The sequence below is a fragment of the Streptomyces showdoensis genome, from assembly GCF_039535475.1.
Taxonomy (GTDB): Bacteria; Actinomycetota; Actinomycetes; order Streptomycetales; family Streptomycetaceae; genus Streptomyces; species Streptomyces showdoensis.
This window is the reverse complement of record NZ_BAAAXG010000026.1, coordinates 1,000,239-1,020,739: the sequence shown is the minus strand read 5'-3', so window position 1 is coordinate 1,020,739 and position 20,501 is coordinate 1,000,239. Positions and strand designations below refer to the sequence as shown.

Here is a 20,501-nt window from a genome sequence, read left to right as displayed (position 1 = left end):
GGGTCATACGGCGGATTCCGGATAGGGAGAGGGATCCGGTGACCGTTCGGTTGGCTCGGGACCGGCACGAATCCGTCCGGGGGCGCTGGCGTAGGCTGGCGCGGTCCGTCCAGTACGCGCCCGCCCGTGCGTACGCAGCCTCCGAAAGGGACACCCGGTGACCGAGAAGGCCGCACTCCAGTCCGTTCTCGACCGCGCCGCCGCCGGTGGCCGGATCACCCCCGAGGAGGCGCTCGACCTGTACCGCTCGGCGCCGCTGCACGCCCTCGGCGCCGCCGCCGACGCCGTGCGCCGCCGCCGCTACGCGGGGACCGAGCACATCGCGACGTACATCATCGAGCGCAACATCAACTACACGAACGTCTGTGTGACGGCGTGCAAGTTCTGCGCGTTCTACGCGGCCCCGAAGGACACCAAGAAGGGCTGGACCCGCGACCTCGACGACATCCTGCGCCGCTGCGCGGAGACCGTGGAGCTCGGCGGCACCCAGATCATGTTCCAGGGCGGCCACCACCCCGACTTCGGCGTCGAGTACTACGAGCAGCACTTCTCCGCCATCAAGAAGGACTTCCCGCAGCTGGTCATCCACTCCCTCGGCGCCTCCGAGGTCGAGCACATGGCCCGGATCTCCAAGGTCTCCGTCGAGGAGGCCATCACCCGCATCCACGCGGCCGGCCTGGACTCCTTCGCGGGCGCCGGCGCCGAGCTCCTCCCGGAGCGGCCGCGCAAGGCGATCGCCCCGCTGAAGGAGAGCGGCGAGCGCTGGCTGGAGATCATGGAGATCGCCCACAAGCTGGGCGTCGAGTCCACCTCCACCATGCTCATGGGCACCGGCGAGACCAACGCCGAGCGGATCGAGCACCTGCGGATGATCCGTGACGTGCAGGACCGGACGGGTGGCTTCCGGGCCTTCATCCCGTACACCTACCAGCCCGAGAACAACCACCTGAAGGGCCGTACCCAGGCGACCCTCTTCGAGTACCTGCGGATGATCTCCATCGCGCGGCTCTTCCTCGACAACGTGGCGCACATCCAGGGCTCGTGGCTCACCACGGGCAAGGAGATCGGCCAGCTCACCCTGCACTACGGCGCCGACGACCTCGGCTCGATCATGCTGGAGGAGAACGTGGTCTCCTCGGCCGGCGCCAAGCACCGCTCCAACCTGCGCGAGATGATCGACATGATCCGCACCGCGGACCGCGTCCCCGCGCAGCGCTCGACCACCTACGAGCACCTGGTCGTCCACGACGACCCGGCGAACGACCCGGTCGACGAGCGCGTGGCCTCCCACATCTCGTCCATCGCGATCGAGGGCGGCACGGCCCACCCCGAGCTGAAGCTCCTCGACGCCAACTGAGAACGGCTCCGATGCTGACCCTGCACGCCGCCGAGGCCTCGCCCGAGCTCGCGGTCCTGGTCGACGGCCCGCTCGTCGCGGCCGTCGGCCCGTACGAGGAGCTGGCCGACGCCCACCAGGACGCGCGGCTGCGCCGCTGGCCCGGCATCCTCACCCCCGGGCTGATCAACCCGTACGGCCCCGAGCTGCTGGAGGCGACCTACCACCCGGACCCCCGGGAGGCCGCCGAGTTCGGTACCGAGCCGGTCACGGGGGAGCGGGCGCAGGACATCTTCGAGGCCGACCCCGCCCGCCGGGGCGCCTCCGCGCGCCGCGGTGTGCAGCGGCTGCTCGCGCACGGCACGGTCGCCGTCGGCGGGGAGCTGCGGGGCCGGGCCGCCGCGGACGCGGTGCGCCGGGCCGGACTCGCCGTGGGCCGGCGCCCGCCGAACCTGCCGGGGCCGCCGTCCCTGACGCCGGCGCCGCTCGTGCTGCTGCCCCCCCTGGCTGCGGGCGCGCCGGCCCGGTTCGCCGTCTTCGACGTGTCCGACCGGGCGGAGCTGGTGCGCCGGGGGCCCGCCACCTGCGTGGCCACGGTCATCGGCGGCCGGCTGGTCTACCGGGCCCGCTGACGGCGGGGGCCGGGCGGCCCTGCGACAATGCGGGCGTAACGTCAGCCCGTAGCCCCAGACCCGCACCGAACCAAGTGAGGCGAACGCCGGTGACCCGCGCCACCCTGGACAAGCAGCCGCACGAAGTCGCCTCGATGTTCGACGACGTGGCGGAGAACTACGACCTCACCAACGACGTCCTGTCGCTGGGCCAGGACCGGCGCTGGCGCAAGGAGGTCGCCAAGGCGGTCGACGCGCGCCCGGCCCAGAAGGTCCTGGACCTGGCCGCCGGCACCGCGACCTCCTCGCAGCCCTTCGTGCGCGCCGGGGCGTACGTCGTGCCCTGCGACTTCTCGCTGGGGATGCTGCGGGTCGGCAAGAGGAACCACCCGTGGATGCCGTTCACCGCGGGCGACGGCACCCGGCTGCCCTTCCGTGACGACGTCTTCGACGCCGTCACCATCTCCTTCGGGCTGCGCAACATCCAGGACACCGACCAGGCGCTGCGCGAGCTGTACCGGGTGACGAAGCCCGGCGGCCGGGTCGTCATCTGCGAGTTCTCGCACGCCACCTGGGCGCCGTTCCGCACGGTGTACGAGGAGTACCTGATGCGCGCGCTGCCGCCGGTGGCGCGGGCCGTCTCCTCCAACCCCGACGCGTACGTGTACCTCGCCGAGTCCATCCAGTCCTGGCCGGACCAGCCGACCCTCGCGCAGATGATGCAGAAGGCCGGCTGGTCGAAGGTGGCCTGGCGGAACCTGACCGGCGGGATCGTGGCCCTGCACCGCGGCTTCAAGGCCGAGTAGGGCCGCGCGGGGCGGAGCGGGGCCGCCCGGGGCTACTTCTTGTACATGCCGTAGCCGCTGATCCCGGCGTACACGGCGTCGGAGACGGCCCGGTGCACGTACGTGCCGTTGACCCGGTCCGTCGGCGGGGTGCGCACGGTGGTGGTGCCGGGTGTGGTGGTGGCGGTGATCAGGGTCGCCGAGCCGCCGCCGTCGAGGTTGAGGGCGTCGATCAGGCCGAGCTCCCCGGAGTGCAGGAGTTCGGCGAAGTCCCGCAGCCAGGCGCCGTCCTCGTGGGTGGTGGCGGTGCTCGCCTGGGGCTGCCCGGTCAGGGTGACGAGGACCGTGCGGCCGCGCACGTTCGTGCCGAGGGCCACCCGGGAGTCGGTGCAGATCTCGGTGCCGTCGACGCCGGTGTCCGTGTCGCCGCAGGTGTCGGGCAGTTCGGCCGGGACGTCGCCGTTGCGCAGGAGCTGGTGGAAGGAGCTCACGACGTCGAGCGACGGGTCCAGCGGGATCTCGCGCTTGAACCGGGTGTCGGTGAGCTTCTGGGAGACCGCGAGGGTGCTGTTCAGCGGGGCGTGGTCGCGCAGCCAGGTGGCACCGGTGCCGACGCCCTGCAGGATGCGGCCGCCGGAAGGCACCGTGACCTGGGCGGTGTTGCCCTTGCCGCCGCCGCGGCTCGCGCGGGCGGCCGTCACCTTGCCCGTGGCGTCGAGGACGACCTCGTAGCCCTCGTCGTCGTCCGTGGTGACGTACGGGTCGAGGCCGGGCTTGGGCACCGGGTACTTGTAGTCCGAGGTGAACAGGACGATCTCGTCGGCGTCCACGAAGACGCCCTTCTGATCGCCGGCCTGCTCCTGGGGGATGAGCCTGTCCTCGTTGTCGCGGGCGCAGCCGCGGGCCCGGCCCGGGTCCCGGTTGATGTCGTCGAGGCGCATGGGGGCGGACCCGTCGGACGCGGTCAGGGTGAGGTCCGTGCGCAGCTTGGTGATGTACGGGACGCCGTACTGGATCACGGCGCCCGAGGTGCCCTGGCCGCCGCCCCAGCAGCTGGAGCCATGCAGGACGCCGTCGGTGACCGAGACGCCCATGTGCTGGAGGGTGACGGGGCCGGCGGACGCCAGGTCCGGGTGCGGCTTCTCCGACTTGAACAGGCTGCCGTTGACGCCCGCCAGGGGGTGCCTGGAGGGGGACTTCGGGCTGACGGCGGCGAGCTGTTCGGCGACCGTCTCGGCGAGGCCGTCGCCCGTGCCGACGGTGCTCTGCAGGTCGAGCGGGGCGGCGGTGGGGTCGATCTCGACGACCTGGAGGAGACGGGGTCTGCTCCGGTTGTCCTTGCCCGGATCCTTCTCGGTCCAGTGGGTGACCGTGATGCCGGCGGGGAGCTCGGCGGCGCCTGGTACCGGAGTCTGCTGCCAGGAGGCGGCGAGCGGGCTCTCCACGCCGTCCACCGCGGTGGAGGCGGGGGCGTGGGAGGTGGTCAGGGCGAGGGTCGCGACGAGGGCGGCGGCGACGGCGAGGGCCGGGCGCGGGGGCGTGGTCACTGGCACTCCGAGGTTCCGTCGACGAGCTCGTGGGAGCGGAAGGTGCCCGTGAAGGGCGAGGGGACGGTGACGCTCTGGCCGCGCAGCACGACGTAGGCGCCGTACGTGTCCTTGTCCCAGGTGCCGGTGTAGTCGGCGTTCGGGTAGAAGCAGAGGTGCTTGGCCGTCCGGTTGAACACGGAGGCGGGGGCGACCTCGGGGCCGTAGCTGTTGCCGTAGTTCCGGGTCGCGGTGTCGAGGGCCGGCCGGTGGACGGTCATCGCCCCGCGCCCGTTCTTCTCGGCGAAGGTGCAGACCTCGCCGTTCGCGCAGCGCTCGTAGCCGGTGAAGCAGAGGGCGCGGGTGGGCACCAGCTTGTACGAGCCGACGAGCCAGCGGGTGCCGTCGGTGACGTACTCGTCGCCGTTGCCCGGCTTGACGGTCTGGAGGCCGCCGCCGTACTCGGGCCTGCCGTACACGCAGGCCCACATGCCGGTGTTGTTCTGGACGGACAGGATGGTGCCGGCGTCCCGCTCGGCCTTGGCGCCTTCGGCGAGGTCCACGCGGGTGCCGGTGCCCCCGCTGCCGTCGTAGAGGCAGAACTGTCCGGCCGGGCAGTCGGGGAAGGAGGCGGCGCCGGCCTTCCCGGGCAGTCCGAGGAACGCGGAACAGAGCAGGGCGAGGAGGGCAGCGAGCAGCATGCCTCTCCGCATGTGTGTGCGATTAAGGGTCACGGCTGGTGATCTTGCATGGAGGGGTGGCCCTCCGGCTACTCCATTCCCGGTCCCCATAGACTGCCCCGGTACGTCCGTACCGCCCCCTACCGTCGAGTCTTCGGGAGAATCCGCCGTGACCGAGCAGCCCCTCTCCGAGCACAGCGCAGACGTGATCGTCGTCGGGGCGGGCCCGGCCGGCTCGACCACCGCGTACTACCTCGCCAAGGCCGGACTGGACGTCCTGCTCCTGGAGAAGACCGCGTTCCCGCGCGAGAAGGTCTGCGGCGACGGCCTCACCCCGCGCGCCACCAAGCAGCTCGTCGCCATGGGCATCGACATCTCCGAAGAGGCCGGCTGGCTCCGCAACAAGGGCCTGCGGATCATCGGCGGCGGCGTCCGGCTCCAGCTCGACTGGCCCGATCTCGCCTCCTACCCGGACTACGGACTGGTCCGCAAGCGCGACGACTTCGACGAGCAGCTCGCCCGCCAGGCCCAGAAGGCCGGCGCCCGGCTGTACGAGCGCTGCAACGTCGGCGCCCCGATCGTCGACGACCGCACCGGCCGGATCACCGGCGTCCACGCCAAGCTCGGCGAGGAGAAGCGCGAGGTCACCTTCCACGCCCCGCTGGTGGTCGCCGCCGACGGCAACTCCACCCGGCTCTCCCTCGCGATGGGCCTGCACCGGCGCGAGGACCGGCCGATGGGCGTCGCCGTGCGCACCTACTTCACGACCCCCCGGCACGAGGACGACTACCTGGAGTCCTGGCTGGAACTGTGGGACCGGCGCGGCCCGCAGGACCGGCTGCTGCCCGGCTACGGCTGGATCTTCGGCATGGGCGACGGCACCTCCAACGTCGGCCTCGGCATCCTCGACTCCTCCTCCGCCTTCAAGGAGCTGGACTGGCGCGAGGTCCTCAAGGCCTGGTGCGCCTCCATGCCCGAGGACTGGGGCTTCACCCCGGACAACATGACCACCCCGATCCGCGGCGCCGCCCTGCCGATGGCCTTCAACCGCCAGCCGCACTACACCAAGGGCCTGCTGCTCGTCGGCGACGCCGGCGGCCTGGTCAACCCGTTCAACGGCGAGGGCATCGCGTACGCCATGGAGTCCGGCCAGATCGCGGCCGACGTCATCGTCCAGGCGCACGCCCGCGCCACCCCCGCCCAGCGCGAACTGGCCCTGCACAACTACCCGAAGATCCTCAAGGACACCTACGGCGGCTACTACACGCTGGGCCGCGCCTTCGTGAAGCTCATCGGCAACCCGAAGGTCATGAAGATCGCGACCCAGCGCGGCCTGACCCACCCGCTGCTGATGAAGTTCACGCTGAAGATGCTGGCCAACCTCACCGACCCGACCGGCGGCGACGCGATGGACCGCATCATCAACGGCCTCTCGAAGGTGGCCCCGAAGGCGTGAACGAGCGCCGGTAGGCGGTCGGGGAGAGTCCGACCGCCCGGGTGAAGTGGCGGCGCAGGTTCGCCGCCGAGCCCAGCCCGCTCTCCTCGCCGATCCGCTCCACCGGAAGGTCCGTCGACTCCAGGAGCGTCTGCGCGCGCGCCACCCGCTGCTCCAGCAGCCACTGCAGCGGGGTGGTGCCGTGCACCTCGCGCACCCGGCGGTGGAAGGTGCGCGGGCTCATCCGCGCCCGACGCGCCAGCAGCTCCACCGTCAGCGGCTCGCCCAGCCGCTCCAGGGCCCAGTCCAGGGCCGGGCCCAGCGTGTCGGCCCCGCCGGCCGGGAGCGGCGCCCCGAGGGACTGCGGCCGGTCGCCGGGGCGGTGCGGCGCGACGAGCAGCCGGTCGGCGAGCGCGCCCGCGACGGCCGCGCCGAGGTCCTTGCGCACCAGGTGCAGGCACAGGTCCAGGCCGGCCGCCGCGCCCGCGCTGGTGAGCACGCGTCCCCCGTCGGTGTAGAGCACCGAGGCGTCGACGGTGACCCGCGGGTGACGGGCGGCCAGCGCGGGCGCGTAGGCCCGGTGGAGCACCGCCCGGTGGCCGTCCAGCACCCCGGCCGCCGCGAGCGCGAAGGCGCCCGTGCACATCGAGACCATGCGCGCGCCCGCCGCGTGCGCCTCCCGCAGGGCCGCGAGGAGTTCGGCGGGCAGTTCCCGGCGCCCCTCGGCCACCGCGTCCGGCACCGAGGGGACGACGACGGTGTCCGCGCCCGCCAGACCGCCGAGGCCGTGGGCGGCGTGCGGGGCCGGGCCGCACACCCGCAGGGTGTACCAGGGGTCGGCCAGGTCGGTGTGCGGGACCCCGAACACCATCGAGACCGTGGACAGCTCGTACATGTCCCAGGGCGAGAGGCCTCCCTGCTCGTCGGGGACCAGGACGACGGCGACCGTTCCAGCGCTCATGCCACGACCGTACGGGAGGCGACCGACACCGTGGCAGGAATCGTGCGCCGCGGGGCGGTTCCGCCGCTGTCGGGGCGGTCGCCGCGCTGCGAGCGTGGAGCCATGAGCACGCAGCGCACTCCAGTGACCGTCATCGGCCTCGGGCAGATGGGCGCCGCCCTCGCGGGCGCCTTCCTCGACGCCGGCCACCCCACCACCGTCTTCAACCGCAGCCCCGAGAAGGCCGGTCCGCTCGTCGCCCGCGGCGCCCGGCACGCCGCCACCGTCGCCGAGGCGGCCGCGGCGGGCGAACTCGTCGTGGTCTGCGTCCTCGACTACCCGGCCGTCCGCGCCCTCCTCCAACCCGTCGCCGCGGAGCTGCGGGGCCGGGTGCTGGTCAACCTGACCTCCGGCTCGCCCGAACAGGCCCGTGCCGAGGCCGAGTGGGCCGCGGGGCACGGCATCGGCTACCTCGACGGCGGCATCATGACCACCCCGCCCGGGGTCGGCGACAGCGCCAACATGATCCTGTACGCCGGTGACGCCGGGCTGCTCGCCGCGCACCGCCCGACGCTCGCCGTCCTCGGCGACCCGGTGGACCTGGGCGCGGACGCGGGCCTCGCCTCGCTGTACGACGCCGGTCTGCTCGGCCTGATGTGGTCGGTGTTCGGCGGCTGGCTGCACGCGACGGCGCTCACCGGGGCCGACGGGGTGCCGGCGAAGGAGTTCACGGCGCTCGCCGTGCGCTGGCTGCGCACGGTGTCCTGGTTCATGACCACGTACGCCGAGCAGATCGACGCGGGGGAGTACCCGGGCGACGACGCCACGATCGACGTCCAGGTCGCGAGCATCGGCCATCTGCTGCACGCGGGGGAGGCGCGGGGCGTCGACGGCCGGCTGCCGCAGCTGCACCTGGCGCTGATGGAGCAGGCCGTGGCGGCCGGACACGGCGGGGACAGCTACGCCCGGATCATCGAGGCATTCCGGGAGTAACACCCGAAAGGCCGCAAAGAGAAGGGCCGTCGCTCCCCCGAGGAGTGACGGCCCTTCACACGTGCAGGTGGTGCGATCAGAGGATGCGCACGGCGCCCGAGGGGGTGTCCCAGTCGAGCGAGCGCTCGACGACACCGGTCGAGGGGTTCTGCGCGCCGACGTACTTGCCGCCGCCGACGTAGATGGCGACGTGGTACGAGCCGCTGCGGCTGCCCCAGTACAGGATGTCGCCCGGCTGGAGGTTGCTCAGCGAGACGGAGGTGCCGCGGCTCGACTGGTCGCCGGAGATGCGCGGCAGGTCGATGCCGGCGGCGCGGTAGGCGGCCTGGACGAGGCCGGAGCAGTCCCAGGAGTTGGGGCCGGTGCCGCCCATGACGTAGGCGTCGCCGACCTGGGCCTTGGCGAAGGCCACGATCGCGGCGGCGGAGCCGGTGGCGACCTGCTGGTCGCTGCTGGAGGCGGAGTTGCCGCCGACGGCGCCGGAGGAGCCGGACGACGAGGAGGACTTCGTGGAGAGCGAGGTGCGCTCCGCGGTGCGGGAGGCGCGCTCGCGGGCCTCGGCGCGGGCCTTCTCGGCCTTCTCCGCCTCGGCCTTGCGGTCGGCCTCGGCCTTGGCCTTCTTGGCCTCGGAGGCGGCCTTCTTGAGGGCGGCGTCCTCCTGGGCGGCGAGGCTCTGGTCGAGGGCCTCCTGCTGGCTCGCCTCGGCGGAGGCGGAGACGGCGCTGGCGAGGTCGGCGTCGAGCGAGCCCAGGGTGGGCATCTCGAGGGTCGTCTCGGTCACCGGCTCGGCGTTCGCCGGGGCGGCGGCGCCGGCCACGGCGATCGTGCTGAAGACGCCACCGGCAACTCCGGCTCGGAACGCGAGCTTCGAAGCGCTGCGGCGGGGCTTCCGGTGGCTGGGTATGTGAGCGGTGTGGGACATGGGTACAACCGCTATCAGGGCTTCGCGGTTCCCTTCAAGAAACGTGGGTTGCGCCACAGTTACGTTCGGAACCGCTGAATCCGCTTCCTTGGCGCCCTTATTGACGCCGTAACGGGCAAATCGGGCATGGCCCCATGCGGGCTTGATCACGGGTTTTCAATGAAACGTCCGAATTGCCCGTCACTTACCACCTCTTCACCTCGATGGCCAAGCCCCGTTCTTCCAGGCCGGTTCCTTGTGTGACGCAGGTCACATCAAGGCTCGTGAACGCGTGCACACGTCCACCGCGGTACGCCGGACCCCCCGACCGGGCGATGGCCGGATCCCTTATCACCCGTACGCGTCCCACTGCCAATTTGCTTGTAGGGCCCAACTCTTGATAGTGCGCCACCCCCTCCGACCAGCGTTTTCCGGTCCGGATGTCACATCTGGTGATCACCTGGGCGCTTCGAGTGGCAAGATCACCGCTCATCCGACTTCATGATCCTTCGTCAGGTGGTGGAGATCACAAAGTCGTTGCTGTACCCCGTGTCGCAGATCACAGAGGGGCGGGCTTAAGATGCGGGGCAGTCAGGCTTGTGAACTGCCTCACATGGGAGCGATCTTCCACGGGGAGGCGCAGGCCGGCAGTGCGGTCCAACGGTCAAGGACGACTGGAAGGAGCGAGGAGCGTGAATGCGTACGCGCCCGTCCTCGTGCTCGGTGCCCTGGGTGCGGGGTTTGCGATCTTCTCCGTGGTCATGGCCACGCTAATCGGGCCAAAGCGGTACAACAGGGCAAAACTTGAGGCCTACGAGTGCGGCATCGAGCCGACGCCCACTCCGGCCGGAGGCGGCCGCTTCCCGATCAAGTACTACCTGACGGCGATGCTCTTCATCGTCTTCGACATCGAGATCGTCTTCCTCTACCCCTGGGCCGTCACCTTCGACGCCCTGGGGCTTTTCGGGCTCGTGGAGATGCTGCTCTTCGTGCTCACCGTCTTCGTCGCCTACGCCTACGTGTGGCGGCGCGGCGGCCTGGAATGGGACTGAGGGGCTGAGGAGCACCCATGGGACTCGAAGAGAAGCTGCCCAGCGGTTTTCTGCTGACGACCGTCGAGCAGGCCGCGGGCTGGGTCCGGAAGGCCTCCGTCTTCCCCGCGACCTTCGGCCTCGCCTGCTGCGCCATCGAGATGATGACGACCGGCGCCGGCCGCTACGACCTGGCCCGCTTCGGCATGGAGGTCTTCCGCGGCTCGCCGCGCCAGGCCGACCTGATGATCGTGGCCGGCCGCGTCAGCCAGAAGATGGCGCCCGTCCTGCGGCAGGTCTACGACCAGATGCCGAACCCCAAGTGGGTCATCTCCATGGGGGTTTGCGCGTCTTCTGGCGGAATGTTCAACAATTACGCGATTGTGCAGGGCGTTGACCACATTGTTCCGGTTGACATCTATTTGCCGGGTTGCCCGCCGCGCCCCGAGATGCTGATGGACGCGATTCTCAAGCTCCACCAGAAGATCCAGGGCTCCAAGCTCGGCGTGAACGCCCAGGAGGCGGCCCGCGAGGCGGAGGAGGCGGCGCTCAAGGCGCTGCCCACCATCGAGATGAAGGGTCTGCTCCGGTGAGCGACGAAACCCCGAACCCCGAGAAGGAGCTCAGCGAGCAGAACCTCCCGGGACAGCGCGGCGAGCACGGGGAGGAGGTCCGCGTCCAGCGCGGCATGTTCGGCGCGAACAACGGCGGCGACACCTCCGGCTACGGCGGCCTGGTCCGCTCGGTGCGGCTGCCCGGACCGGCCTCCCGCCCGTACGGCGGCTGGTTCGACGAGGTCGCCGACGAGCTGGAGGGCGCCCTGGAGGAGCAGGGCCTGGTCCCGGAGAACGCGATCGGGAAGACGGTCGTCGACCGCGGCGAGCTCACCTTCCACATCGAGCGCGAACACCTGGTCCGGGTCGCCCGCACCCTGCGCGACGACCCCGCCCTGCGCTTCGAGCTGTGCACCGGCGTCTCCGGCGTCCACTACCCGGGCGACAAGGGCCGCGAGCTGCACGCCGTCTACCACCTGCGCTCGCTCACCCACGGCCGGCTGCTGCGCCTGGAGGTCTCGGCCCCCGAGGGCGACCCGCGCATCCCGTCGCTGGTCCCGGTCTACCCGACCAACGACTGGCACGAGCGCGAGACGTACGACTTCTTCGGCATCGTCTTCGACGGGCACCCCGCCCTCACCCGGATCATGATGCCGGACGACTGGCCGGGCCACCCGCAGCGCAAGGACTACCCCCTCGGCGGCATCGCCGTCGAGTACAAGGGCGCCCAGATTCCGGCTCCGGACCAGCGGAGGTCGTACTCGTGAACACCCCCAACGCCTCCGCACGGGAGACCACGGAAGGGACCGTCTACACGGTCACCGGCGGCGACTGGGACGAGGTCGTCCAGTCCGCCGCCAAGGCCGACGACGAGCGCATCGTCGTCAACATGGGCCCCCAGCACCCGTCCACCCACGGCGTGCTCCGGCTCATCCTGGAGATCGACGGCGAGACCGTCACCGAGGCCCGCTGCGGCATCGGCTACCTCCACACCGGCATCGAGAAGAACCTCGAGTACCGGACCTGGACGCAGGGCACCACCTTCGTCACGCGCATGGACTACCTCACCTCGTTCTACAACGAGACGGCGTACTGCCTCGGCGTGGAGAAGCTGCTCGGCATCACCGAGGACGTCCCGGACCGGGCGAGCATCGTCCGGGTGCTCCTCATGGAGCTCAACCGGCTCTCCTCGCACCTGGTCTGCATCGCCACCGGCGGCATGGAGCTCGGCGCCACCACGATCATGATCTACGGCTTCCGGGACCGGGAGATGATCCTGGACCTGTACGAGCTGATCACCGGCCTGCGCATGAACCACGCGTTCATCCGCCCCGGCGGCCTCGCCCAGGACCTCCCGCCCGGCGCCGTCGACGCCGTGCGCGAGTTCGTGAAGACCATGAAGAAGAACCTGCCGGAGTACGACAAGCTCGCCACCGGCAACCCCATCTTCAAGGCCCGCATGCAGGACGTCGGCTACCTCGACCTCACCGGCTGCATGGCGCTCGGCGCCACCGGACCGATCCTGCGCTCCGCGGGCCTCCCGCACGACCTGCGCAAGGCCGACCCGTACTGCGGCTACGAGACCTACGACTTCGAGGTCCCCACCGCCGACAGCTGCGACTCCTACGGACGCTTCCTCGTCCGCCTGGAGGAGATGCGCCAGTCGCTGCGGATCGTCGAGCAGTGCCTCGACCGGCTGGAGCCCGGTCCGGTCATGGTCGGCGACAAGAAGATCGCCTGGCCTGCCCAGCTGGCCCTCGGCCCCGACGGGCTCGGCAACTCCCTCGACCACATCAAGAAGATCATGGGCACCTCCATGGAGGCCCTGATCCACCACTTCAAGCTGGTCACCGAGGGTTTCCGGGTCCCGGCCGGACAGGCCTACGCGGCCGTCGAGTCGCCCAAGGGCGAGCTCGGCGTGCACGTCGTCTCCGACGGCGGCACCCGCCCCTACCGGGTCCACTTCCGCGACCCGTCCTTCACCAACCTCCAGGCCATGGCCGCGATGTGCGAAGGCGGCCAGGTCGCCGACGTCATCGTCGCCGTCGCGTCCATCGACCCCGTGATGGGAGGCGTCGACCGATGACGGACGGACACACCAGTCTCGGGATGCCCCAACTGCCCGCGCCCGACTACCCCGCCGAGGTCCGCGCCCGGCTGGAGGAGGACGCGAAGGCGATCATCGACCGCTACCCGGGGTCCCGCTCCGCGCTCCTGCCGATGCTGCACCTCGTGCAGTCGGAGGAGGGCCACGTCACCCGCACCGGCATGCGGTTCTGCGCCGAGATGCTCGGCCTGACCACCGCCGAGGTCACCGCCGTCGCCACCTTCTACACGATGTACCGGCGCAAGCCCTCCGGCGACTACCAGGTCGGCGTCTGCACCAACACGCTCTGCGCGGTCATGGGCGGCGACGCCATCTTCGAGGAGCTCAAGGAGCACCTCGGCGTCGGCAACGACGAGACCACCCCCGACGGCAAGGTCACCCTCGAACACATCGAGTGCAACGCGGCCTGCGACTTCGCGCCCGTCGTGATGGTGAACTGGGAGTTCTTCGACAACCAGACGCCCGACTCCGCCAAGCGGCTCGTCGACGACCTGGTGGCCGGCCGTCCCGTCGCCCCCACCCGCGGCGCACCGCTGTGCACCTTCAAGGAGACCGCCCGCATCCTCGCGGGCTTCCCCGACGAGCGCGAGGGCGCCGTCGGGGCCACAGGCGGAGCGGGCCCCGCCTCGCTCGTCGGCCTGCGCCTGGCCAAGGGGGAGACCCCCCAGCACCGGATCGTCCACCCGCGGGGCGAGGCGGCCCGTGAGGAGGGGGAGTGATGACCTTGGCGGCCGAGATCAACAACAGCAGCCCCGAGAAGCTGCTGGCACCCGTCCTGTCGGCGTTCTGGGACGAACCCGAGTCCTGGACCCTGGAGACCTACCGGCGGCACGAGGGCTACGAGGGCCTGCGCAAGGCGCTCGCGATGTCGCCCGACGACCTCATCGCGTACGTCAAGGAGTCCGGCCTCCGCGGCCGCGGCGGCGCCGGCTTCCCCACCGGGATGAAGTGGCAGTTCATCCCGCAGGGCGACGGCAAGCCGCACTACCTCGTCGTCAACGCCGACGAGTCGGAGCCGGGCACCTGCAAGGACATCCCGCTGCTCTTCGCCAACCCGCACTCCCTCATCGAGGGAATGATCATCGCCTGCTACGCGATCCGCTCCGAGCACGCGTTCATCTACCTGCGCGGCGAGGTCGTGCCCGTCCTGCGACGGCTGCACGAGGCGGTCCGCGAGGCCTACGAGGCCGGCTACCTGGGCCGGGACATCCTGGGCAGCGGCCTGAACCTCGACATCACCGTGCACGCCGGCGCCGGCGCGTACATCTGCGGCGAGGAGACCGCGCTGCTCGACTCGCTCGAAGGGCGCCGCGGCCAGCCCCGGCTGCGTCCCCCCTTCCCCGCGGTCGCCGGTCTGTACGCCTGCCCCACAGTGGTGAACAACGTCGAATCCATCGCCTCGGTTCCCGCGATCCTCAACCGGGGCAAGGACTGGTTCACCTCCATGGGGACCGAGAAGTCCCCCGGCTTCACGCTCTACTCGCTCAGCGGGCACGTCTCCTCGCCCGGCCAGTACGAGGCCCCGCTCGGCATCACCCTGCGCCAGCTCCTCGACATGAGCGGCGGGATGCGGCCCGGCCACCGGCTCAAGTTCTGGACCCCCGGCGGCTCCTCCACCCCGATGTTCACCGAGGAGCACCTCGACGTCCCGCTCGACTACGAGGGCGTCGGCGCCGCCGGGTCCATGCTCGGCACCAAGGCGCTCCAGTGTTTCGACGAGACCACCTGCGTGGTGCGGGCCGTCACCCGCTGGACCGAGTTCTACGCCCACGAGTCCTGCGGCAAGTGCACCCCCTGCCGCGAGGGCACCTACTGGCTGGTCCAGCTGCTCCGTGACATCGAGGCCGGCAAGGGCGTCATGAGCGACCTCGACAAGCTCAACGACATCGCCGACAACATCAACGGCAAGTCGTTCTGCGCCCTCGGCGACGGCGCCGCCTCGCCGATCTTCTCGTCCCTGAAGTACTTCCGCGACGAGTACGAGCAGCACATCACGGGCAAGGGCTGCCCCTTCGACCCCGCCAAGTCCACCGCCTGGGCGGACAAGCACCGGGAGGTGAACGCATGACAGTCACCACGTCCGCCCCGGGAGGGGGCGGGGCCGCGGCCGTGCCGCCGGAGGACCTCGTCACGCTGACCATCGACGGCATCGAGATCTCCGTCCCCAAGGGGACCCTGGTGATCCGGGCGGCCGAGCAGCTCGGCATCGAGATCCCCCGCTTCTGCGACCACCCGCTCCTCGACCCGGCCGGCGCCTGCCGCCAGTGCATCGTCGAGGTCGAGGGCCAGCGCAAGCCGATGGCCTCCTGCACCATCACCTGCACCGACGGCATGGTGGTCCGCTCCCAGCTGACCTCGCCGGTCGCCGAGAAGGCCCAGCACGGCGTGATGGAGCTGCTGCTCATCAACCACCCGCTGGACTGCCCGGTCTGCGACAAGGGCGGCGAGTGCCCGCTGCAGAACCAGGCCATGTCCCACGGGCAGGCCGAGTCCCGCTTCGAGGGGAGGAAGCGGACGTACGAGAAGCCGGTCGCCATCTCCACCCAGGTGCTGCTCGACCGCGAGCGCTGCGTGCTCTGCGCGCGCTGCACCCGCTTCTCCAACCAGGTCGCCGGCGACCCGATGATCGAGCTGGTCGAGCGCGGCGCGCTCCAGCAGGTCGGCACCGGCGAGGGCGACCCCTTCGAGTCGTACTTCTCCGGCAACACCATCCAGATCTGCCCGGTCGGCGCGCTGACCTCGGCCGCCTACCGCTTCCGCTCCCGCCCCTTCGACCTGGTGTCCTCGCCGAGCGTCTGCGAGCACTGCGCGGGCGGCTGCGCGACCCGCACCGACCACCGCCGCGGCAAGGTCGTGCGACGGCTCGCCGCCGAGGACCCCGAGGTCAACGAGGAGTGGATCTGCGACAAGGGGCGGTTCGGCTTCCGGTACGCGCAGCAGCGCGACCGGCTGGCCACCCCCCTGGTCCGCAACCCGGAGACCGGCGTCCTGGAGGAGAGCTCCTGGCCCGAGGCGCTCGAAGCCGCGGCCCGCGGGCTCGTCCGCGGCCGCACCGGAGTCCTGGCCGGCGGGCGGCTGACCGTCGAGGACGCCTACGCGTACGCCAAGTTCGCCCGGGTCGCCCTCGACACCAACGACGTCGACTTCCGGGCCCGCGTCCACTCCGGCGAGGAGGCCGACTTCCTCGCCTCCGCCGTCGCCGGCCGGGGCCGCGACCTGGACGGCGCGGGGGTCACGTACACCTCCCTCGAAGCCGCGCCCGCCGTGCTGCTCGTCGGCCTGGAGTCCGAGGAGGAGGCGCCCGGCGTCTTCCTGCGGCTGCGCAAGGCCTGGCGCAAGCACGGACAGCGGACCTTCGCGGTCGCCGCGTACGCCACCCGAGGCCTGGAGAAGACCGGCGGCACCCTGCTCGCCGCCGCCCCCGGCACCGAGACCGAGTGGCTCGACGCCCTCACCTCCCGGGTCGGGCTCTCCGCGGACGGTCTCGCCGCGGCCGAGGCGCTGCGCCAGGACGGCTCCGTCATCGCCGTCGGCGAGCGGCTCGCCGGGGTCCCCGGAGCGCTCACGGCCGCGCTGCGGGCCGCCACCGCCACCGGCGCCAAGCTGGTGTGGATCCCGCGCCGGGCCGGAGAGCGCGGCGCGATCGAGGCGGGCGCCGTCCCGGCGCTGCTGCCCGGCGGCCGGCCCACCACCGACCCGCGCGCCCGGGAGGAGGTCGCCGCCGTCTGGGGCGTCCGCGAACTCCCGCACGGCTACGGCCGCGACACCGGCCAGATCGTCGAGGCCGCCGCCACCGGCGAACTCGGCGCGCTGCTCGTCGGCGGCGTCGACGTGGACGACCTGCCCGACCCGGCCCGCGCCCGCGAGGCCCTCGACGCCGCCTTCGTGGTCTCGCTGGAGCTGCGGCCCGGCGCGGTCACCGAGCGCGCCGACGTGGTCCTGCCGGTCGCCGCGGTCGCCGAGAAGTCCGGCACCTTCCTCAACTGGGAAGGCCGCGCCCGGATGTTCGAGGCCGCGCTGAAGCCGGAGCAGATGACCCGGACGCTGCCGCCCGCCGACGCCCGCGTGCTGCACATGCTGGCCGACGCCATGGACGCCCACCTCGCCCTGCCCGACCTGCGGGCCGTCCGGCGCGAGCTGGACCGGCTCGGCGGCTGGACCGGCGAGCGGGCCGGCGAGCCCGCCGAGCCCGGACAGGCCGCGGCGCGGCCGGCCGACGGCGAGGCCGTCCTCGCCGGGCACCGGCTGCTGCTCGACCTCGGCCGCCTCCAGGAGGGCGACACGGCGCTGGCCGGCACCCGGCACGCGGCCGTCGCCCGGCTCTCCGCCGGCACCGCCGCCGCGACCGGCGTCAAGGACGGCGACACGCTCGAAGTGACCGGGCCCGCGGGCGCGGTCCGCTTCCCCCTCCAGGTCACCGAGATGCCCGACCGGGTGGTCTGGCTCCCGCTGAACTCGGCCGGCCGCGGCGTCCTCGCCGGCACCGGCGCCCGCCCCGGCGACCTGGTCCGCATCGGCCCGGCCACCCTCACGGAGGTGGAGGCATGAACACGCTGCTCGCCGCCGAAGACCTGTCCATGTTCGGACGCGACCCCTGGTGGCTCGTCCTCGTCAAGGCGGTCTTCTGCTTCGCGTTCCTGATGGTGACGGTGCTCTTCTCCATCGTGTGGGAGCGCAAGGTCGTCGCCTGGATGCAGCTGCGCATCGGCCCCAACCGGCACGGCCCCTGGGGCATGCTCCAGTCGCTCGCCGACGGCGTGAAGCTGATGCTCAAAGAGGACCTGATCGTCAAGCGGGCCGACAAGGTCGTCTACGTCCTCGCTCCGGTCATCGCCGCCATCCCCGCCTTCATGGCCATCGCCGTCATCCCCTTCGGCCCGGCCGGCAACGAGGTGTCGATCTTCGGCCAGCGCACCACGATGCAGCTGACCGACCTGCCGATCGCGATGCTGTACATCCTCGCGGTCGCCTCCGTCGGCATCTACGGCATCGTGCTCGCCGGCTGGTCCTCCGGCTCGACGTACCCGCTCCTCGGCGGACTCCGCTCGGCCGCGCAGATGATCTCGTACGAGATCGCCATGGGCGCCGCGTTCGCCTCGGTCTTCCTCTACTCCGGGTCGATGTCGACCTCGACGATCGTGGAGGCGCAGGCCGACCGCTGGTACGTCGTGCTGCTGCCGGTCTCCTTCATCATCTACATCGTCACCATGGTGGGCGAGACCAACCGCGCCCCCTTCGACATGCCGGAGTCCGAGGGCGACCTGGTCGGCGGCTTCAACACCGAGTACTCGTCCATCAAGTTCGCGCTGTTCATGCTCGCCGAGTACGTGAACATGGTGACCGTCTCGGCGGTCTCCGTGACCCTGTTCCTGGGCGGCTGGCGCGCCCCCTGGCCGATCTCCGGCTTCTGGGAGGGCGCCAACCACGGCTGGTGGCCGATGCTCTGGTTCGTCCTCAAGGTCCAGCTGCTCCTCTTCTTCTTCATCTGGCTGCGCGGCACGCTCCCCCGCGTCCGCTACGACCAGCTGATGAAGCTGGGCTGGAAGGTGCTGCTGCCGGTCTCCGTGGTCTGGCTGATGCTGGTCGCCACCGTCCGGGCGCTGCGCAACGAGAACTACGACTTCCAGTCGATCGTGCTGTACGTCGCCGGGGCCGTCCTCGGCGTGCTGCTGATCTCCTTCGTGGTCGACGTCTTCCGCGACCGCAAGGGCAAGGCGGCCGCCGCCTCGGAGGAGGCGGACACCCGCCCGTTCGACCCGATGGCCGGAGGCTTCCCCGTACCGCCCCGGCCCGGACAGTCCCTGCCGCCCGTACCGCGGCGTCGGCCCCGCCACGAGCGGGAGCTGATCGTCAGCGGTGGCCCCGATTCCGCTACGGCGACTGATGGAAAGGAGACGGACGGTGTCTGATTTCCAGAATCCGGTGGCCGGCTTCGGCGTGACCTTCAAGGCCATGTTCAAGAAGCGGCTGACCGAGCAGTACCCGGAGCAGCAGAAGACGACGGCGCCCCGCTTCCACGGCCGGCACCAGCTCAACCGTCACCCCGACGGTCTGGAGAAGTGCGTCGGCTGCGAGCTGTGCGCCTGGGCCTGCCCCGCCGACGCCATCTACGTGGAGGGCGCGGACAACACGGAGGAGGAGCGCTACTCCCCGGGCGAGCGCTACGGCCGCGTCTACCAGATCAACTACGCCCGCTGCATCCTGTGCGGGCTGTGCATCGAGGCGTGCCCCACGCGGGCGCTGACGATGACCAACGAGTTCGAACTGGCCGACTCCTCCCGCGAGAACCTGATCTACACCAAGGAGCAGCTGCTCGCGGGCCTCGAGGACACCATGGTCGACACCCCGCACGCCATCTACCCGGGCATGGACGAGCAGGACTACTACCGGGGCATGGTCACCGAGGCCGCCCCCGGCACCGTCCAGCAGGTCGCCGTGTCCAAGGGGGAGAAGGGCGAGCCGGAGGGGGCGGACGCATGAGCACGACACTCGCCGCCTACACGACGTCCACGGGCGAGGCCTTCCAGTTCTGGGTCCTCGGCACCGTCGCCGTCGTCGGCGCGCTGTGCACGATCCTCATGAGGAAGGCCGTGCACTCCGCGCTCTGTCTCGCCGGCACCATGATCGTCCTGGCCGTGTTCTACCTCGCCAACGGCGCCTACTTCCTCGGCATCGTCCAGATCGTCGTCTACACCGGCGCGATCATGATGCTCTTCCTCTTCGTCGTCATGCTGGTCGGTGTCACCGCCGCGGACTCGCTGAAGGAGACCATCAAGGGACAGCGCTGGTGGGCCGCCCTGTGCGGACTCGGCTTCGGCGTCCTGCTGTTCGCCGGCATCGGCCACGCCTCGCTGACCGAGTTCAACGGGCTGGGCACCGCCAACACCGCCTCCGGCGGCAACGTGGAGGGCCTCGCCGCCCTCATCTTCACCAAGTACGTGTTCGCCTTCGAGATCACCGGCGCGCTGCTCATCACCGCCGCCATCGGCGCGATGGTCCTCACCCACCGCGAGCGCACCGAACGCGCCCGCACCCAGCGCGAGCTGGCCGAGCAGCGCGTGCGCGAGGGCAAGCACCTCCCGCCGCTGCCCGCCCCCGGCGTCTACGCCCGGCACAACGCGGTGGACGTCGCGGGCCTGCTGCCCGACGGCACCCCGGCCGAGCTGAGCGTGATGCAGACCCTGCGCAAGCGGGGCCAGATCCGGGACGTGTCCAGCGAGGCGCTCGCCGACCTCAAGGCCCTCGAACAGCGCTCCGAGGAGCGGCTGGGCCGGGACGCAGAGGAGGCTTCGCGGTGAATCCCGTCAACTATCTCTATCTCTCCGCGCTGTTGTTCACCATCGGCGCGGTGGGCGTGCTCATCCGGCGCAACGCGATCGTGCTCTTCATGTGCGTCGAGCTGATGCTCAACGCCTGCAACCTCGCGTTCGTCACCTTCTCCCGCATGCACGGCAACCTCGACGGCCAGATCATCGCCTTCTTCACGATGGTCGTGGCCGCCGCGGAGGTCGTCGTCGGACTCGCGATCATCGTGTCCGTCTTCCGTGCCCGCCATTCGGCCTCGGTCGACGACGCCAGCCTGATGAAGCTGTGAGGGGCTGA

General features: G+C 71.2%; 20 protein-coding genes. 16 read left to right on the top strand and 4 right to left on the bottom strand.

From position 1 onward, the window contains the following. Positions 1-157: 157 nt before the first annotated feature. The 3 genes from mqnC (at position 158) to ABD981_RS17295 (ending at position 2,753) form a co-directional block, all read left to right on the top strand. On the top strand, positions 158-1,357 hold the full coding sequence (gene mqnC, locus ABD981_RS17305; protein ID WP_046908821.1) for a cyclic dehypoxanthinyl futalosine synthase: 1,200 nt from the start codon (positions 158-160) through the stop codon (positions 1,355-1,357). An 11-nt stretch (positions 1,358-1,368) separates the two neighbouring features. After that, positions 1,369-1,968 carry a hypothetical protein gene (locus tag ABD981_RS17300; protein ID WP_046908822.1) on the top strand — a complete coding sequence of 200 codons (600 nt, stop codon included), beginning with the start codon at positions 1,369-1,371 and terminating at the stop codon, positions 1,966-1,968. A gap of 89 nt (positions 1,969-2,057) precedes the next feature. Further along, positions 2,058-2,753 (top strand): demethylmenaquinone methyltransferase, encoded by a 696-nt coding sequence (locus ABD981_RS17295; protein WP_046908823.1) that lies wholly within the window; start codon positions 2,058-2,060, stop codon positions 2,751-2,753. A gap of 32 nt (positions 2,754-2,785) precedes the next feature. On the opposite strand, the gene ABD981_RS17290 is transcribed toward ABD981_RS17295, so the two are convergent. Together ABD981_RS17290 and ABD981_RS17285 are read right to left on the bottom strand one after the other, a co-directional pair. Then, the gene (locus ABD981_RS17290; RefSeq protein ID WP_046908824.1) at positions 2,786-4,279 is read right to left on the bottom strand and encodes a phosphodiester glycosidase family protein; all 1,494 of its coding nucleotides are present in this window, start codon (positions 4,277-4,279) and stop codon (positions 2,786-2,788) included. Continuing rightward, the gene (locus ABD981_RS17285) at positions 4,276-4,959 is read right to left on the bottom strand and encodes a peptidase inhibitor family I36 protein (protein ID WP_240495299.1); all 684 of its coding nucleotides are present in this window, start codon (positions 4,957-4,959) and stop codon (positions 4,276-4,278) included. Before ABD981_RS17285 ends, ABD981_RS17290 begins: the two co-directional genes overlap by 4 nt. 148 nt (positions 4,960-5,107) lie before the next feature. Between ABD981_RS17285 and ABD981_RS17280 the strand changes: the two genes are divergently transcribed. Continuing rightward, positions 5,108-6,394, top strand: coding sequence for a geranylgeranyl reductase family protein (locus tag ABD981_RS17280; protein ID WP_046908826.1), 1,287 nt, complete (start codon positions 5,108-5,110; stop codon positions 6,392-6,394). On the opposite strand, the gene ABD981_RS17275 is transcribed toward ABD981_RS17280, so the two are convergent. Beyond that, entirely contained in the window at positions 6,360-7,334 is a 975-nt protein-coding gene (locus ABD981_RS17275; RefSeq protein ID WP_046908827.1) for a GlxA family transcriptional regulator, read from the bottom strand. The two genes, ABD981_RS17280 and ABD981_RS17275, sit on opposite strands and share 35 nt — an antisense overlap. A gap of 102 nt (positions 7,335-7,436) precedes the next feature. Here ABD981_RS17275 and ABD981_RS17270 point away from each other — a divergent pair, with 102 nt between their 5' ends. Beyond that, complete coding sequence (locus tag ABD981_RS17270; RefSeq protein ID WP_046908828.1) at positions 7,437-8,306, top strand: NAD(P)-dependent oxidoreductase; 870 nt, start codon at positions 7,437-7,439, stop codon at positions 8,304-8,306. A gap of 76 nt (positions 8,307-8,382) precedes the next feature. Here ABD981_RS17270 and ABD981_RS17265 read toward each other — a convergent pair whose 3' ends face one another. Beyond that, positions 8,383-9,228: a C40 family peptidase gene (locus ABD981_RS17265; protein ID WP_046908829.1), complete on the bottom strand. Its 846-nt coding sequence runs from the start codon at positions 9,226-9,228 to the stop codon at positions 8,383-8,385. A gap of 671 nt (positions 9,229-9,899) precedes the next feature. Between ABD981_RS17265 and ABD981_RS17260 the strand changes: the two genes are divergently transcribed. From ABD981_RS17260 to nuoK, 11 genes are read left to right on the top strand one after another with little or no spacing between them, the layout of a single operon-like run. Further along, a complete protein-coding gene (locus tag ABD981_RS17260; protein WP_019888619.1) occupies positions 9,900-10,259 on the top strand; it encodes an NADH-quinone oxidoreductase subunit A in 360 nt (119 codons plus the stop codon). Between the two features lie 17 nt (positions 10,260-10,276). Further along, entirely contained in the window at positions 10,277-10,831 is a 555-nt protein-coding gene (locus tag ABD981_RS17255) for a NuoB/complex I 20 kDa subunit family protein (protein WP_046908830.1), read from the top strand. After that, positions 10,828-11,559 (top strand): NADH-quinone oxidoreductase subunit C, encoded by a 732-nt coding sequence (locus ABD981_RS17250; RefSeq protein ID WP_046908831.1) that lies wholly within the window; start codon positions 10,828-10,830, stop codon positions 11,557-11,559. The genes ABD981_RS17255 and ABD981_RS17250 overlap by 4 nt, the downstream gene beginning before the upstream one ends. Further along, positions 11,556-12,878, top strand: a complete 1,323-nt coding sequence (locus ABD981_RS17245) for an NADH-quinone oxidoreductase subunit D (protein WP_046908832.1) — start codon at positions 11,556-11,558, stop codon at positions 12,876-12,878. The genes ABD981_RS17250 and ABD981_RS17245 overlap by 4 nt, the downstream gene beginning before the upstream one ends. Beyond that, entirely contained in the window at positions 12,875-13,618 is a 744-nt protein-coding gene (gene nuoE, locus ABD981_RS17240) for an NADH-quinone oxidoreductase subunit NuoE (protein ID WP_046908833.1), read from the top strand. Before ABD981_RS17245 ends, nuoE begins: the two co-directional genes overlap by 4 nt. Next, positions 13,618-14,967: an NADH-quinone oxidoreductase subunit NuoF gene (nuoF, locus tag ABD981_RS17235; RefSeq protein WP_046908834.1), complete on the top strand. Its 1,350-nt coding sequence runs from the start codon at positions 13,618-13,620 to the stop codon at positions 14,965-14,967. The genes nuoE and nuoF overlap by 1 nt, the downstream gene beginning before the upstream one ends. Next, positions 14,964-17,447, top strand: coding sequence for an NADH-quinone oxidoreductase subunit G (locus ABD981_RS17230; RefSeq protein ID WP_046908835.1), 2,484 nt, complete (start codon positions 14,964-14,966; stop codon positions 17,445-17,447). The genes nuoF and ABD981_RS17230 overlap by 4 nt, the downstream gene beginning before the upstream one ends. After that, on the top strand, positions 17,444-18,808 hold the full coding sequence (nuoH, locus tag ABD981_RS17225; RefSeq protein ID WP_046908836.1) for an NADH-quinone oxidoreductase subunit NuoH: 1,365 nt from the start codon (positions 17,444-17,446) through the stop codon (positions 18,806-18,808). The genes ABD981_RS17230 and nuoH overlap by 4 nt, the downstream gene beginning before the upstream one ends. Next, positions 18,783-19,379 carry an NADH-quinone oxidoreductase subunit NuoI gene (gene nuoI / locus ABD981_RS17220; RefSeq protein ID WP_046908837.1) on the top strand — a complete coding sequence of 199 codons (597 nt, stop codon included), beginning with the start codon at positions 18,783-18,785 and terminating at the stop codon, positions 19,377-19,379. Before nuoH ends, nuoI begins: the two co-directional genes overlap by 26 nt. Then, the gene (locus tag ABD981_RS17215) at positions 19,376-20,197 is read left to right on the top strand and encodes an NADH-quinone oxidoreductase subunit J (RefSeq protein WP_046908838.1); all 822 of its coding nucleotides are present in this window, start codon (positions 19,376-19,378) and stop codon (positions 20,195-20,197) included. The genes nuoI and ABD981_RS17215 overlap by 4 nt, the downstream gene beginning before the upstream one ends. Next, complete coding sequence (gene nuoK, locus ABD981_RS17210; protein ID WP_046908839.1) at positions 20,194-20,493, top strand: NADH-quinone oxidoreductase subunit NuoK; 300 nt, start codon at positions 20,194-20,196, stop codon at positions 20,491-20,493. The genes ABD981_RS17215 and nuoK overlap by 4 nt, the downstream gene beginning before the upstream one ends. The last annotated feature ends 8 nt before the right edge of the window (positions 20,494-20,501 follow it).